At 69.5% G+C, this 15,639-nt stretch carries 12 protein-coding genes and 1 tRNA gene; 7 read left to right on the top strand and 6 right to left on the bottom strand.

The features are described 5' to 3' along the window. Positions 1-61: 61 nt before the first annotated feature. Positions 62-1,243: an acyl-CoA dehydrogenase family protein gene (locus F3T56_RS05210; protein ID WP_149823492.1), complete on the top strand. Its 1,182-nt coding sequence runs from the start codon at positions 62-64 to the stop codon at positions 1,241-1,243. A 71-nt stretch (positions 1,244-1,314) separates the two neighbouring features. On the opposite strand, the gene F3T56_RS05205 is transcribed toward F3T56_RS05210, so the two are convergent. From F3T56_RS05205 to F3T56_RS05190, 4 genes are all read right to left on the bottom strand, one after another. Further along, a complete protein-coding gene (locus F3T56_RS05205) occupies positions 1,315-1,644 on the bottom strand; it encodes a rhodanese-like domain-containing protein (RefSeq protein WP_149823587.1) in 330 nt (109 codons plus the stop codon). A gap of 113 nt (positions 1,645-1,757) precedes the next feature. Then, positions 1,758-2,753 carry a hypothetical protein gene (locus F3T56_RS05200; protein WP_149823491.1) on the bottom strand — a complete coding sequence of 332 codons (996 nt, stop codon included), beginning with the start codon at positions 2,751-2,753 and terminating at the stop codon, positions 1,758-1,760. A 111-nt stretch (positions 2,754-2,864) separates the two neighbouring features. Beyond that, positions 2,865-4,310 carry a DUF2252 domain-containing protein gene (locus F3T56_RS05195; RefSeq protein WP_149823490.1) on the bottom strand — a complete coding sequence of 482 codons (1,446 nt, stop codon included), beginning with the start codon at positions 4,308-4,310 and terminating at the stop codon, positions 2,865-2,867. 208 nt (positions 4,311-4,518) lie between these two features. Continuing rightward, a complete protein-coding gene (locus F3T56_RS05190) occupies positions 4,519-4,896 on the bottom strand; it encodes a winged helix-turn-helix transcriptional regulator (RefSeq protein ID WP_149823489.1) in 378 nt (125 codons plus the stop codon). A gap of 101 nt (positions 4,897-4,997) precedes the next feature. On the opposite strand from F3T56_RS05190, the gene F3T56_RS05185 reads away from it, so the two are divergent. Further along, complete coding sequence (locus F3T56_RS05185) at positions 4,998-5,651, top strand: FMN-dependent NADH-azoreductase (protein ID WP_149823488.1); 654 nt, start codon at positions 4,998-5,000, stop codon at positions 5,649-5,651. Positions 5,652-5,727: 76 nt separating this feature from the next. Here F3T56_RS05185 and F3T56_RS05180 read toward each other — a convergent pair whose 3' ends face one another. Both F3T56_RS05180 and F3T56_RS05175 read right to left on the bottom strand, forming a co-directional pair. Further along, the gene (locus F3T56_RS05180; protein WP_149823487.1) at positions 5,728-8,538 is read right to left on the bottom strand and encodes a beta-L-arabinofuranosidase domain-containing protein; all 2,811 of its coding nucleotides are present in this window, start codon (positions 8,536-8,538) and stop codon (positions 5,728-5,730) included. Positions 8,539-8,943: 405 nt separating this feature from the next. Beyond that, positions 8,944-9,027: transfer RNA gene (locus F3T56_RS05175), tRNA-Leu, on the bottom strand. Between the two features lie 487 nt (positions 9,028-9,514). Here F3T56_RS05175 and F3T56_RS05170 point away from each other — a divergent pair. The 5 genes from F3T56_RS05170 to F3T56_RS05150 all read left to right on the top strand — a co-directional run bounded on the left by F3T56_RS05170 (position 9,515) and on the right by F3T56_RS05150 (position 15,480). Further along, positions 9,515-10,360, top strand: a complete 846-nt coding sequence (locus tag F3T56_RS05170; protein WP_149823486.1) for an FHA domain-containing protein — start codon at positions 9,515-9,517, stop codon at positions 10,358-10,360. 10 nt (positions 10,361-10,370) lie between these two features. Further along, positions 10,371-10,892 (top strand): FHA domain-containing protein FhaB/FipA, encoded by a 522-nt coding sequence (locus F3T56_RS05165; RefSeq protein WP_149823485.1) that lies wholly within the window; start codon positions 10,371-10,373, stop codon positions 10,890-10,892. Positions 10,893-11,020: 128 nt separating this feature from the next. Continuing rightward, entirely contained in the window at positions 11,021-12,550 is a 1,530-nt protein-coding gene (locus tag F3T56_RS05160) for a Stp1/IreP family PP2C-type Ser/Thr phosphatase (protein ID WP_246203410.1), read from the top strand. 27 nt (positions 12,551-12,577) lie between these two features. Further along, a complete protein-coding gene (locus F3T56_RS05155; protein WP_149823483.1) occupies positions 12,578-14,017 on the top strand; it encodes an FtsW/RodA/SpoVE family cell cycle protein in 1,440 nt (479 codons plus the stop codon). After that, entirely contained in the window at positions 14,014-15,480 is a 1,467-nt protein-coding gene (locus tag F3T56_RS05150; RefSeq protein ID WP_149823482.1) for a peptidoglycan D,D-transpeptidase FtsI family protein, read from the top strand. The genes F3T56_RS05155 and F3T56_RS05150 overlap by 4 nt, the downstream gene beginning before the upstream one ends. Positions 15,481-15,639 lie beyond the last annotated feature (159 nt).

Here is a 15,639-nt window from a genome sequence, read left to right as displayed (position 1 = left end):
CTTCTTCTAGAACCTGTTCTATCTTGACGCCCCGTCATCGGCGACACGGAAGGGCGGAACCGTGGACTTCACCTTCACCGAGGAGCAGCAGGCGGCGGCCGAGGCGGCGCGGGCGGTGTTCGCCGGAGTCGCGCCGGACGGGGTGCCGAGCCCCTCGCTCGTACCGGGAGCCGTGGCCGACGACTTCGACCGGGCCCTGTGGGCGAAGCTCGCCGACGCGGACCTGCTCAGCCTGTTGCTGGACCCTTCGTACGGCGGCTCGGGGCTGGACCCGATCGCGCTGTGCCTGGTGTTGCACGAGTCGGCGAAGGTGCTGGCCAGGGTGCCGCTGCTGGAGAGCAGCGCGGCGGCGGTGACCGTACAGGCGCACGGCGGCGAGGAGTTGAAGGCGGAGTTGCTCGCGCGGGTGGGCCGGGGCGAGGTCGTGCTGACCGTCGCCGCGCACGGCCGCACCGGCCACGACCCCGCCGAACTGGCCGTCAGCGCCACGCGGGAGGACGACGGGACCTGGGTCCTGGACGGCGTGCAGACGGCGGTGCCCTGGGCGCACAACGCCGACTTCGTCGTCGTACCGGGGGTGGTCGAGTCCGGTGTCGTCGCCGACGGGTCCGCGCATGCGGCCGCCCTCACCGACGGCCGGGTCGTGCTCGCGATCGTGCCCCGGGTCCACGACGGCCTCGTGCTCGCCGAGCAGGTCTCCACGGCCGGGGAACGGCTGGCCGAGCTGCGGCTGGAGTCGGTTCGGATCGCCGCGCGGAACGTCATCGACGCGGAGGGCGCCTGGGAACGGCTTCGGGAACTGCTGGCCGCCGGTACGTGTGCGCTGGCACTCGGACTGGGGGAAGGGGTACTGGCCATGACCAGCGAATACGCCGGCAAGCGGGAGCAGTTCGGGTTCCCGATCGCCTCGTTCCAGGCGGTCGCCGTACAGGCCGCCGACCGCTTCATCGACCTACGTGCGATGGAGGCGACCTTGTGGCAGGCCGCCTGGCGGATCAGTTCCGGGGCGGGGGGTGCGCTGCCCGCGGCCGGGGATGTCGCCGTGGCCAAAATCTGGGCCTCGGAGGGCGTACGACGGGTCGTGCAGACCGCGCAACATCTGCACGGCGGCTTCGGTGCCGACGTCGACTACCCCCTGCACCGCTACCACGCCTGGGCCAAGCACCTCGAACTGTCACTCGGCCCCGCAGCGGCGCACGAGGAGGCACTGGGCGATCTGCTGGCAGCACACCCACTGGCGTGAGCGTCGCGCACGCCGCGAACAGGGGCGCGCGAATCTCCTGCGCGCCCTGGTTCGACAAACGAGGCAGCCGACTAGAGAACGAAGCCGGCCCCGCCCTTGTCGTCCACCACCGGGCGGCCTGCGGCTGCCCAGACCTGCATGCCGCCGTCGACGTTCACGGCGTCGATGCCCTGCTGGACGAGGTACATGGCGACCTGCGCCGAACGCCCGCCCGAGCGGCAGATCACATGGACCCTGCCGTCCTGCGGCGCCGCCTCGGTGAGCTCGCCGTAACGTGCCACGAACTCACTGATGGGGATGTGCAGCGCCCCTTCGGCATGACCCGCCTGCCACTCGTCGTCCTCCCGGACGTCCAGCAGGAAGTCGCTGTCCTTGAGGTCCCCGACCTCGACCGTGGGCACACCAGCTCCGAAATGCATGCGTACGACGCTACCCGACCCGAGCACCTACAGGTCGGGCCACCCGGCGACCGCCCCGGAGCCCGGCCGAAGACCCTCCCGGCCGGCCGACCGGACTAGCCGACCTGATCGCCCGGCCCGCCCGGCCCGTCCTGGCCATCCTGACCGACCTGGCCGTCCTGGGTGAGAAGCGCCGCCAGTTCCGCCTCCCGCTGCGCGACCTCCGCCAACAGTTGATCGGCGATCTCGTCGAGGAGACGGTCGGGGTCGTCCGGGGCGAGGCGGAGCATCGAGCCGATGGCGCCCTCCTCGAGCTCCCGGGCGACGAGGGTGAGCAGCTCCTTGCGCTGGGCGAGCCATTCGAGGCGGGCGTAAAGCTCCTCGCTGCGACTCGGCCTGCGCTCCTCGGGCACCGGCCCCGCGGCCCACTCCTCGGACAGTTCCCGCAGCAGGATCTCGTCCCCACGGCCGTACGCGGCGTTGACCCGGGATATGAACTCGTCGCGTCGCCCGCGCTCCTTGTCGTCCTGCGCCAGATCGGGGTGCGCCTTGCGGACCAGCTCGCGGTAGAGCCTGCGGGCCTCGTCACTGGGACGCACCCGCTCCGGGGGCCGCACGGGCTGGTCGGTGAGCATGGCGGCGGCCTCGGGGAACAGGCCCTCCGAATCCATCCAGCCGTGGAACAGCTCCTCCACACCCGGCATGGGCATGACCCGGGCCCGGGCCTCCTGTGCCTTGCGTACGTCCTCGGGGTCGCCGGTGCGCGCGGCCTTCGCCTCGGCGATCTGGGCGTCCAGCTCGTCGAGCCGGGCGTACATGGGGCCGAGTTTCTGGTGGTGCAGCCGGGAGAAGTTCTCCACCTCGACCCGGAAGGTCTCCACGGCGATCTCGTACTCGATCAGCGCCTGCTCGGCCGCCCGCACGGCCCGCTCCAACCGCTCCTCAGGCCGCTCCGCCCCCGACCCTCCACCGGCCGCGCCGACATCCGCGCCCTTTGTCGGCTCCGTATCGCCCTGGTGCTCGGCTCCCTCGACAGACTCCGCACCCCCAGCTGCCTCAACAGGCTCAGCGGGGCGCTCGAACGGGAACTGATCGGCTTCCGGGGTCGTCACCCGCCCCAGCCTAGGCCACGCCCGGAAACTCCTCCGACCGCCCGCTCTCGCCGGCCGACCCGGCTCAGCATCCCTGGGCACACCTGTCGGCTCCTGGGCCCCGCAGGCTCCTCACACCCCCGTCTCCGCCACGATCCGCCCCGCCCGTACCGCCGCCACCAGGTCCGCGTGGTCCGCCTCCGTGCGGTCGGCATATGTCGCGGCGAACGTGGCCACGGCCTCGTCGAGTTCCTCGTTCTTGCCGCAGTAGCCGGCTATGAGGCGGGGGTCCGCGCTGTGGGCGTGGGCGCGGGCCAGGAGGGCGCCGGTCATACGGCCGTAGTCGTCGATCTGGTCGGCGGCGAGGGCCGCGGGGTCCACGCTGCCCTTGCGGTTGCGGAACTGGCGTACCTGGAACGGGAGTCCGTCCACGGTGGTCCAGCCCAGCAGGATGTCGCTGACGACCTGCATACGCTTCTGGCCGAGGACGACACGGCGTCCCTCATGGCTCACGTCCGGCACATCGAAACCGGCGGTCGCGAGGTGCGGTTCCAGCGCCGAGGGGCGGGCCTCCTTCACCTGGAGGACGAGCGGCTCGCCACGGTGGTCCAGGAGCAGCACGACATACGAGCGCGTGCCCACGCTGCCGGTGCCGACCACGCGGAACGCCACGTCGTGCACGGCGTGCCGGGCGAGCAGGGCGTGGCGGTCCTCCGAGAGCGTGGTCAGGTAGTGCTCCAGGGAGGCGGCGACCGCCGTGGCCTCCGCGTCGTCCACCCGGCTCAGCACGGGCGGGGCGTCGACGAAGCGGCGGCCGCCGCCTTCCACCGCCTCGGTCGCCTTGGCCGCGAAGCGGCCGCTCGTGTTGGCCCGCGCCTTCTCGGAGACCCGCTCCAGCGTGCCCAGCAGATCGTGGGCGTCCGTGTACGAGACCAACTCCTCGTCCGCGATGGCGTTCCACGCGTCGAGCGCCGAGAGCTTGGCGAGGAGCCGCATGGTGCGCCGGTAGGCGCCCGCCGCGTCGTGCGCCGCCTTGCGGCAGGTGTCCTCGTCGGCGCCCGCCTCGCGGCCCGCGAGCACCAGCGAGGTGGCGAGGCGCTTGAGGTCCCACTCCCAGGGACCGTGCAGGGTCTCGTCGAAGTCGTTCAGGTCGATGACGAGGCCGCCTCGGGCGTCCCCGTACAGACCGAAGTTCGCCGCGTGGGCGTCGCCGCAGATCTGGGTGCCGATGCCGGTCATGGGCGTACGCGCGAGGTCGTGGGCCATGAGTCCGGCCGAGCCGCGCAGGAACGCGAAGGGGGTGGCAGCCATCCGGCCGACCCGTATCGGGGTGAGGGCGGGGATACGGCCGCGGTTGGACTCCTCGACCGCGGTCACCGCGTCCGGTCGGTCGGCGGTGAGCGTCAGGTCCGCGTGCGCGCTGCGCGACACCCGCGCCCGCAGGGCCTTGCCCTCGTCCTTGGGCGACCCTGCGGAAGGCCACCGCGCGAAGCCGGCCACCCACGGCACTCGCGCCCCGGCCTCCCTCGTCCCGGCCCCGACCACCGGCTCCACCGTCGTCGTACCGCCCTCGGTCACACCGACCGCCTCCCCCGCTCACATACACGCACGAACATCAACTCGTGACGACGGTACAGCCGGTGGCCGAAACGCGTCAGACCCTGTGGACAACTCGGCACCCAGGACCTCCACGCCTGTGGAAAACCGCCCCACGCACCGGACCGAGCCCGCCACACACACCGGAGACCGACCCCGTCACGCCGCGCTGCTCACGGCGCATCGCGCGTTACTCCCGCCCCGCTCCCGCGCACGGCTGGCCCTGCGGCAGATGGACCTCGGCCCAGGCGGCGAGTTCCAGCAGCGCCGGTTCCAGGGCGGCCCCGGCCTCGGTCAGCCGGTAGGTGACCCGAAGCGGCGGCCCCTCGTCGACCGCGCGCAGGACCAGGCCGGCTGCGGCGAGTTCCGTGAGGCGGTCGGAGAGCATGCGTTCGCTGATGCCCGGAATCGCCCTGCGCAGGTCGACGAAGTGCGCGGGGTGCGGCATCAGTACGGCCACGATCAGGCCGGTCCAGCGTTTTCCGAGCAAGCCGAACACACGTGTGATGCCGGCGTCGACCTGCTGGCACGGCTCGGCGCCGTGGATGTCCCGCTGCTGCTCCGCCACGGGTCCAGAGTACTGGACTCCTGCGAGTGGGTGAAAAAAAGTAAGTGACTATGCTATCTATAGTCGAGTACGAAACCGCAGCTCTTGCTTTTGGAGTGACCATGGCCACCCTTCTCCACCTGGACTCGTCCGTGCTCCCCGCCGGCGCCTCGACGTCGCGCGCGGTGACGGAGGCCTTCCGCAAGGCGTGGGAGGACCAGCACCCGGGAGGCACGGTGATCTATCGCGATCTCCACACCGCTCCCGTGCCGCACATCAGCGCCGACGCGCACACCGCCGGCTTCGCCGATCCGGCCACGCACACACCTGAGCAGGCGGCGGCCTTCGCCGAGCGCGAGAAGCTCATCGTGGAGCTGGAGCAGGCGGACGCGATCCTGATCGGCGCCCCCATGTACAACTTCTCGATCCCGTCGACCCTCAAGGCCTGGCTGGACAACGTGATCCTCATCGGCCGTACGGCCATGAACGAGGACTCGAAGGCGAAGGGCACCCCGGTCACGGTCGTCGCGAGCCGCGGCGGTTCCTACGCCCCCGGGACACCGCGCGAGCCGTTCGAGTACGTGCAGAACTACCTGACGGCCGTACTGGCCGACACCCTCGGCCTAAAGCTCGACTTCATCGTCCCGGAGCTCACCATGGCCCCGCAGAACCCCGCGATGTCCGAGCTGATCCCGCTCTTCGAGGCCTCCCGCGCCAAGGCCTTCGACGACGCGGCCGTCAAGGCCAAGGCCCTCGCGGAGCGCCTCGCCGCGTAGACCCTCCGGGAAACGCTTGGGAAACACGCGGGCGGCTGCCCCCACCAGAGGAGCAGCCGCCCGCGGCAAAGGCCCGTCAGGCCGCGTACGTCGCGTTCGCCGCGGTCGTGACCACCTGCTGTCCGCCGGCCCGGCTCAGCAGCCCGGCCGACACCCAGGAGTTCACGGTCGACTGCACGCGCGCGACGAGGGCGCCCTTGTTGGCGAACGGCGCCCCGGCCCAGATCTCGTCGAGCAGCGTCGTGCCGTCGGACTTCGCCGGGTTGGCGACGCCGGAGTCGGTACCGCCGAAGTAGACCTTCGGTTCCGAGCGCTTGACGTAGGCGTGGGTCGGATCCTCGCTCCCTTCGTAGAAGGGAGCGAATTCGGTGCCGTCCAGTGTGTAGTGCAGCGGCTTCCCGCTCACCGGAGTGAGGGAGGGCAGCAGGTCACCGGAGAGACCGGCGTTGCGGTACAGCCCGAACGACAGGTAGCTCGTACTGCTGTTCCTGCCGACCAGGTTGACCGGCCCGTAGAACAGCGTCTGGAGCGACGGGTCGTCGAGGGCCTTCTCCACCCGCAGCCGGAACGGCATCGTCACGCGTACGACGTCACCGCTGCGCCACGTGCGGGACGGGACCGTGAAGTAGGTCCCGGCGGTCGGAGTGCCGCTCACCGCGCTGCCGTTGACGGTCACCCGGAAGCCCGCGGTCGCCCAGGACGGCACCCGCAACCGCAGTTCGAAAGCCGCGCTTCCGCCTCCGAAGGTGATCGTGGAGCCCTGCTCGCGGGGGAAGTCGGTGGCCTGGGTGACGGTCACGCCCTTCGCCGACCAGTTCAGCGTGGTGGCGCTGTACAGGTTGACGTACAGCGCGCTGCCGTCCGCCTTGGTGAAGTACACCGAGTCCTGGTACTTGGTGGCGCTCTCCATGCCGGTGCCCTCGCAGCAGGTGGTGCCCTGCTTGGGGGTGTAGTCGCGCACATGGCCGGGCTTCAGGCCGATGAAGTACGTGACCAGCGGTTTCTCGGCGTCGGCCTTGTCCTGCTTGGAGCCGAGGACCTGGTTGAACAGGGCCCGCTCGTAGTAGTCCATGTACTTCGGGTCCTGCTCGTGGAAGAACAGCGTCCGGCTCAGCTTGAGCAGGTTGTACGCACAGCAGGTCTCGGCGTTGGTGTCGCTGACGGTCCCCGCGATGACCCCGCGCGCCTTCCAGAACTCGGCCGTGCTGGTGCCGCCGATGCCGTACATGCGCGGCGGGACGACCATGCCCCAGAAGTTCTTCGCGGCCGTCAGATAGCGCGCCTCACCCGTCGCGTCGTACAGCCGTGCGTAACCGGTGAAGATGGGAATGTGCTGGTTGGCGTGCAGGCCGTCGAGGATGTCCGTGTTCGCGGCGCAGGCGTCGATGAGCTTGTCGAGGTCGAACAGCTTGGCGAGCGCGAGGTGTTCGGCCTTTCCGGTGATCGTGTACAGGTCGACGATCGCCTCGACGAGCCCTCCGAACTCACCGCTGGAGAAGATCCCCCACATCCGTTGCAGCGTGGCGTCGGGCAGCTTCGACAGCCGTGAGTACATCCAGTCGCACAGTCCCGAGGCGAGGTCGAGCGCCCGTGCGTCGTCGACGTGGAGGTAGGCGTCCAGCAGACCGCGAAGGATCTTGTGCGCGGTGTAGTACGGCGCCCACACGCGCGTGTAGTCGCCGCTGGTCATCGACTCCAGCTGGATGAACTGCGTCTCCGGGTACGCCGCCAGGAACCCGGCATGGCTGGGTGCGCCCCAGGTGCGGCGCAGGGTGGCGGTCAGGCCGCGCCCGGAGGCGTCCGCGAAGGTGCCGCCGGTGGTCTCGAAGAAGTCGTACGAGGCCAGGTTGCCCCGGCCCGCCGTGGAGGCCGACGCCCTGTTGCTCTGCAGGGACGTGATCTCGGCGGCCGTCAGCGCCCGCGACCAGACGTTGAACTCGTCGAACGCGCCCGCGAAGACGGGGTCGGTGGAGAAATTGGACCGCCCCAGCCAGTTGTTCGCCAGGGTGCCGAGGGCCGCCGGAGTGAGGGTCATCGACGTGTTCTGGGCCACGGCCGTGCCGTTGACGTAGAGCGTGCCGGTGCCGCCGCCGATGGTCACCGCCAGGTGACTCCACTGGTTGAGCGGCAGCGCGGCGGTTCCGTTGAGGCCCTGTTCACCGCCGGGGCCGTTGGTGGTGACGGCGAAGCGGGGGAAGCCGCTGGCGTTGCGGGCCGCCAGGTACATGTAGCGGGTGTTGTTGTTGCCGAAGTCGAAGACCCGGGCCCAGTTGGCGTTGTGGGTGGGCTTCACCCAGGCCGACAGGGTGATCGCCGAGGCCCCGCCGAGCACGGCGGCGGGCAGGTCGACGTACTGGTAGGAGCCCCGGACGTTCTCCTGGGCGGTACCGAACTTCCCGGTGACGGCGAGCATGCGCGGATCGGTGCGCAGCGCTGCGCGCACCTCGGTCAGGGCGCCGACCATGTAGCGGATCTTGTCGGCGTAGGCCGTGTCCTTGGTGCTCGCGTAGGCCTGGGCGAGCATCGTCAGGAAGTGCCCGGTGTAGTGGCCGCGGAGGTTGCCGTTGGCCTCGCCGTCGAGGCCTTCCCAGCCGCCGGGGGCGACCGCGCCCTTGGTGGAGAGCCCCGCGTTGGCCCGGAAGACCTGCAACAGGCGGTCGACGTCGTAGCCGCGGCCGTGGTCGAGCATCAGCTGCCGCTTGCCGGCGAACAGGCCCTGGCCGAGCGTCACGTCCTTGAGCTCGAAGGGCCGCACGGACCACGTGGACGGCGCCGGAACGATGGCGGCGGACGCGCGGCCGGCGCCCGTCCCGAAGGAGACTCCGGGTACAGCCGCGGCGAGGATCGCGGACTGGAGGAGGAAGCGTCTGGAGAGCGGCGGTGCCATGTGCGCCTCGTCTCTGGCAGGTGTGGGGGTGCTTGCTTGCATGACAGGAAGCGAGAACTACGTTCGAAATTACGGACGTTGTACGAATTTCCGACCAGAAGATAGATATGGGGCGGGTGAGCGTCAACGGTTCTGACGGGTTTCACCGGATCAAGTCCCGAGATGATCACAGCCCGCCGCCTCCTCGGCGGAGCGATACCGCACGCGGACTGCACCCGAGCACCCCATCTACGACGTTTCACGTGAAACATCGCTTTGAAAGCCCTTACCGAATCCCCTGAGAGACTCCTCACACTTCAGAGGCCCGGCGGGCCGACCTCCGGGCTCCCCGAACGCCGGGAAGCGGGCAAAGAGAAGAGCAAAAAGAAGCGGTCCCATCGTGATCACGATGGGACCGCTTCGCTGTGCGCGAGGGGGGAGTTGAACCCCCACGCCCTTGCGGGCACTGGAACCTGAATCCAGCGCGTCTGCCTATTCCGCCACCCGCGCATTAGGTGTGTCCTCAGGGCCTGCTCCTCGCGGTGCTGGCGCCTTCTGACATCGAGAAGATTAGCACGCTGGAGACGGTGGGTTCGCATCCCTTATCCGCAGCTGGCCGCCGTCCACGCCGCCGCGCCCGGCCCGACCAGCACGGACCGAACACGGGGGGCCTCCGGCTACGTATCAACGCATGCTGGTTCACGTATCAACCTCGTACCGGTCCCGGCCATCTCCACTGGAGGAGGACAGGGTGCACGGCCCGGTGCGGGACACTGGTCTCGCGCCGCCTCTACGATCCTTGGCAGAGTTCGGACAGCGGTAGTTCGAAGAAGAGCTCCGATGGGAATCCGGGAGGGGACTTCAGTGGGCGTCGACACCGGGTGACACCGGTCGACGGGGCCGACGGGGGGAACCAGCCGATTTCCCGGCGCGTGGATACGATCAGTAAGCAGTACGGGCGCAGTACGCAGAGCGGTGACGATGGAGGAGGTGCCCCATGGGAGTCCTGAAGAAGTTCGAGCAGCGCCTCGAAGGTCTGGTCAACGGCACCTTCGCCAAGGTGTTCAAGTCCGAGGTCCAGCCCGTCGAGATCGCGGGAGCGCTCCAGCGTGAGTGCGACAACAACGCGACCATCTGGAACCGCGACCGGACAGTCGTGCCCAATGACTTCATCGTGGAGCTGAGCACGCCCGACTACGAGCGCCTCAGCCCCTACTCCGGCCAGCTCGGCGACGAGCTCGCCGGCATGGTGCGCGACTACGCCAAGCAGCAGCGCTACACGTTCATGGGACCGATCAAGGTCAACCTGGAGAAGGCGGACGACCTCGACACCGGTCTGTACCGGGTGCGCAGCCGTACGCTCGCCTCCTCCACCAACCAGCAGGCCCCCGCCGGCGCCCCGGCGAGCCCCGCCGCGGGCCGCCCCGGCGGCTACGGCTACCCGCCCACCGCCGCACCCGCGGGCGCCCCGCCCATGCCGGCCACACCACCGCCCGGCGGTGGCCGCCCCGGCTCCGCGCCCTACCTCCAGCGGGCCGGTGCCGCCCCGGCGGCCGGCGGGCGCACGCGCTACTGGATCGAGATCAACGGCACCCGCCATCAGATCTCCCGCCCGACGCTCGTGCTGGGCCGCAGCACCGAAGCCGACGTGCGGATCGACGACCCCGGCGTATCCCGTCGGCACTGCGAGATCCGGACCGGAACGCCCTCGACGATCCAGGATCTTGGGTCCACCAACGGCATCGTGGTGGACGGGCAGCACACCACCCGCGCTACGCTCCGCGACGGCTCGCGGATCGTCGTGGGCAGCACCACCATCATTTACCGGCAAGCCGAAGGGTGAAGCGGGGGCAATGTCAGAGCTGACCCTCACGGTCATGCGGCTGGGGTTCCTGGCCGTACTGTGGCTGTTCGTGATCGTGGCCGTGCAGGTCATCCGCAGCGACCTGTTCGGTACGCGCGTCACCCAGCGGGGGTCGCGCCGGGAGAACGCGCGGCCACAACAGGCCGCCCGGCAGGCCGCGCCCCCGCAGCAGCGCGGCCAGCAGCCCGCCGCCTCCGGTGGCCGCCGCGGCCGTAACGCCCCCACCAAACTCGTCGTCAGCGAGGGCACCCTCACGGGTACCACCGTGGCGCTCCAGGGCCAGACCATCACCCTGGGCCGCGCACACGACTCCACGATCGTGCTGGACGACGACTACGCCTCCAGCAGGCACGCCCGGATCTACCCGGACCGCGACGGCCAGTGGATCGTCGAGGACCTGGGGTCCACCAACGGCACGTATCTCGACCGGAACCGACTGACGACTCCCACGCCCATTCCGCTGGGCGCGCCGATCCGCATCGGCAAGACCGTCATCGAGCTGCGGAAGTAGTGCTACATCATGAATGAGCGCGAGCGGAGCGAGCACGCGGTGGCGGCCCCCACCAGGGGCCCCGGCGCGCTCCCGACCGGAGGGTGGGCACCGTGCGGATGTACCCGGAGCCGACGGGCGAGGTGCGCATGAGTCTCTCACTGCGCTTCGCCGCCGGATCGCACAAAGGCATGATCCGCGAGGGCAACGAGGACTCGGGCTACGCCGGTCCGCGCCTCCTCGCGATCGCCGACGGCATGGGCGGCCAGGCGGCCGGCGAGGTCGCCTCCTCCGAGGTGATCTCCACCCTCGTCACGCTCGACGACGACATCCCCGGCTCCGACATCCTCACCTCCCTCGGCACCGCCGTGCAGCGCGCCAACGACCAGCTGCGCGCGATGGTCGAGGAGGACCCACAGCTGGAGGGCATGGGCACCACGCTCACCGCCCTGCTGTGGACCGGCCAGCGGCTCGGCCTCGTCCACGTCGGCGACTCCCGCGCCTACCTCCTGCGCGACGGCGTCCTCACCCAGATCACCCAGGACCACACCTGGGTGCAGCGACTCGTCGACGAGGGCCGCATCACCGAAGAGGAAGCCACAACCCACCCGCAGCGCTCCCTGCTGATGCGCGCGCTGGGCAGCGGCGACCACGTCGAGCCCGACCTGTCCATCCGTGAGGTCCGCGCCGGCGACCGGTATCTGATCTGCTCCGACGGCCTGTCCGGCGTCGTGTCCCACCAGACGATGGAGGACACCCTCGCCAGCTACCAGGGCCCTCAGGAGACCGTGCAGGAGCTGATCCAGCTCGCGCTGCGCGGCGGCGGCCCCGACAACATCACTGTCATCGTCGCCGACGTCCTCGACCTCGACACCGGGGACACCCTCGCCGGGCAGCTGCACGACACCCCGGTCGTGGTCGGCGCCGTCGCCGAGAACCAGCTCCACCTGCAGGACAACGGCATCATGCAGACCCCCGCCGGCCGCGCCTCCGGCCTCGGCCGTCCGGGGCACGGACAGGGCGGTGGCGGCGAGTTCGGCCCACCCGGCTCCGGCGACACCACCGGATACATGGCGGCCGCGGGCAGCTTCGGGAACTACTCCGACGACGACTTCGTCAAGCCCGGCAAGAAGCGCAAGTGGCTGAAGAGATCGTTCTTCGGCCTTCTCGCCCTCGGCCTGATCGGCGGCGGCCTGTACGGCGGGTACCGCTGGACGCAGACGCAGTACTACGTCGGTGCCAAGGACGACCATGTCGCGCTGTACCGCGGCATCAGCCAGGACCTGGCCTGGATCACGCTGTCGAAGGTGGAGAAGGACCACCCCGAGATCGAACTCAAGTACCTGCCGCCGTACCAGAAGAAGCAGGTCGAGGCCACGATCTCCGGGGGCGGTCTGAGCGACGCCCAGAAGAAGATCGCGGAACTGTCCGACCAGGCGTCCGCGTGCAAGAAGAACGCCGAGCGCCGCGAGGCGGACAGCAACGCGAAGACCGGTGAGGGCGAGGCCGGAGGCGTCACGGGAACCACCAGGACCTCCCTCACGTCCAAGGCCACACCGTCCCCGACGTCGACGCCATCGACGTCCCCGTCCCCGTCCCAGACCGCACCCGCACCGTCGACCGGCCCCAGCCTCTCGGAGGAGGAGCAGGAACTGGTCTCGCGGTGCGGTGAGCAGTAGGCAAGCCGCGAGGGGCCCACTCACACGATGAGCAGTACTACCAACACGTCGACGCAGCACACGTCCACGATCGGCGCGATCGGCGCACCGAGCCGGCGCAACACCGAGCTGGCGCTGCTGGTCTTCGCGGTCGTCATCCCGGTGTTCGCCTACGCCAACGTCGGACTCGCCATCAACGACCAGGTGCCCACCGGCCTGCTCGGGTACGGCCTCGGCCTCGGCCTCCTGGCCGGCATCGGCCATATCGTCGTACGGAAGTTCGCGGCCTACGCGGACCCGCTACTGCTGCCATTGGCCACGCTGCTCAACGGACTGGGGCTGGTGTTCATCTGGCGCCTGGACCAGTCGGAGCGGCTGCAGAATCTGGCCGAGAGCGCCTACGGCGTCTTCACCCCCTCGGCCCCGAAGCAACTGCTGTTCTCGGCTCTGGGCCTCGCGCTCTTCGTCGCGGTCGTCGTCTTCCTCAAGGACCACCGCATCCTGCAGCGCTACACGTACATCTCGATGGCCGTCGCACTGGTGCTCCTCGTCCTGCCCCTCGTGCCCGGCCTCGGCGACGACACGTTCGGCGCCAAGATCTGGATCAGGATTCCCGGCGTGGGCACGATCCAGCCGGGCGAGTTCGCGAAGATCATTCTCGCGATCTTCTTCTCGGGCTACCTCATGGTGAAGCGGGACGCCCTGGCACTGGCCAGCCGCCGTTTCATGGGCCTGTACCTGCCGCGCGGCCGCGACCTCGGCCCGATCATCACGATCTGGGCCGTCAGCCTGCTCATCCTCATCTTCGAGAACGACCTCGGTACGTCGCTGCTGTTCTTCGGCATGTTCGTGATCATGCTGTACGTCGCCACCGAGCGGACCAGCTGGATCGTCATCGGCCTGCTGATGTCCGCCGCCGGCGCGGTCGGTGTCGCGTCGTTCGCGGGTCACGTACAGGCCCGTGTCAACGCCTGGCTCGACCCCTGGTCCTGCTACGAGAACTCCGACGCCTGCTACCAGATCGGCCAGTCGATCATGTCCTTCGGGTCCGGTGGCGTCCTCGGCACCGGGCTCGGCCAGGGCAACTCCGACCTCATCGGCTTCGCCGCCAACTCCGACTTCATCTTCTCCACCGTCGGAGAGGAACTCGGTCTCGCCGGTGTCATGGGGATCCTGCTGCTGTACGGGCTGATCATCGAGCGAGGTGTGCGCACCGCCCTGGCCGCCCGCGACCCCTTCGGCAAGCTCTTCGCGGTCGGCCTCTCGGGCGCGTTCGCCCTGCAGATCTTCGTGGTGGTCGGCGGTGTCATGGGCCTGATCCCGCTGACCGGTATGACCATGCCGTTCTTCGCGGCCGGTGGTTCCTCCGTGATCGCGAACTGGGCGCTCATCGGCCTCCTGCTGCGCATCAGCGACACCGCCCGCCGCCCTGCCCCGGCCCCCGCGCCCAACCCCGACGCCGAGATGACCCAGGTGGTCCGACCGTGAACAAGCCCCTGCGCCGGATCGCGATCTTCTGCGGGCTGCTCGTCCTCGCCCTGCTCATTCGCGACAACTGGATCCAGTACGTACAGGCCGACGCCCTGCAATCACGCAAGGAGAACCGTCGCGTCTCGATCGAGCGCTACGCCACTCCGCGCGGCGACATCATCGTCGACGGCAAGGCCATCACCGGCTCCGTCGAGACCAAGGGCACCGACTACAAGTACAAGCGCACCTGGAAGAACGGCGAGATGTGGGCGCCCGTCACCGGGTACGCCTCCCAGATCGTCGGCGCCACCCAGTTGGAGAGCCTTGAGGACGGCATCCTCACCGGCAACGACGACCGGCTCTTCTTCCGGAACACGCTGGACATGATCACCGGGAAGAAGAAGCAGGGCGGCAGCGTCGTCACCACCCTCAACGCCGCCGCGCAGAAGGCGGCCTTCGAGGGCCTGGGTGACAAGAAGGGTGCCGTCGCCGCGATCGACCCCCAGACCGGGGCGGTCCTGGCGCTGGCCTCCACGCCGTCGTACGACCCGTCGTCCTTCGCCGGTATCAGCAGCAAGGACAGCGAGACCTTCTCGAAGCTGGAGAAGGACTCCGACAAGCCGATGCTGAACCGCGCACTGCGCGAGACCTACCCGCCGGGCTCCACGTTCAAGGTGGTCACCGCCGCCGCCGCGCTGGAGAACAACGTGGTCAGCGGCATCGACGAGGCCACGGACAGCCCGGAGCCGTACCGGCTGCCCGAGTCGAGCACCGACCTCACCAACCAGCACGGGGACTGCGAGAACGCGACCCTGCGCGACGCGCTGAAGGTCTCCTGCAACACCGTCTTCGCCAAGCTCAGCGACAGCGTCGGCAACGACAAGATGATCGAGCAGTCCGAGAAGTTCGGCTTCGGCGAGGCCGAACTGGACATCCCGGTCCGCGCGGCGGAGAGCGTCTACCCCGAGGACAACCGTCCGCAGAACGCCCTCGACGGCATCGGCCAGGGCTCCAACCGCGCCACCCCGCTGCAGATGGCGATGGTCTCCGCTGCGATCGCCAACGACGGCAAGCTGATGAAGCCGTACATGGTCGACCAGCTGCGCGCCTCCACCCTCGACGTCATCGAGTCGCACGAGCCGGAGGAGCTCTCCCAGGCCGTCTCGCCGGACACCGCCCAGGCGCTGCAGGACATGATGGAGACCGTCGTCAACGACCCGGCCGGCACCGGCGGCAGCGCGAAGATCAGCGGCGCTACCGTCGGTGGCAAGACCGGTACCGCCCAGCACGGCCTCAACAACAAGGAGCTGCCGTACGCCTGGTTCATCTCGTACGCCAAGCTCAGCGACGGCAGCTCGCCGGTCGCCGTGGCCGTGGTCGTCGAGGACGGCAGCGCGGACCGCGGTGAGATCTCCGGTGGCGGTCTCGCCGGCCCGATCGCGAAGAGCGTGATGCAGGCAGTGATCAACAGCAAGAAGTGACCCCGCTCACGTCACCTTCACATCGGTGCACGTTGCGATACCGGTCCTGTATCGGCTGATGCGGTTGGCCAGGTCACAGAAGGCGAGCCGGGTACCGTATGCCCGGACAGCACAGCCGCCGGACCGTACATGGGTGCGGTCGGGACCGACGGAGAGGGC

This window comes from Streptomyces tailanensis, from assembly GCF_008386495.1.
GTDB lineage: Bacteria > Actinomycetota > Actinomycetes > Streptomycetales > Streptomycetaceae > Streptomyces > Streptomyces tailanensis.
The sequence above is the reverse complement of the archived record's forward strand: the minus strand, read 5'-3'. Positions and strand labels throughout refer to the sequence as shown.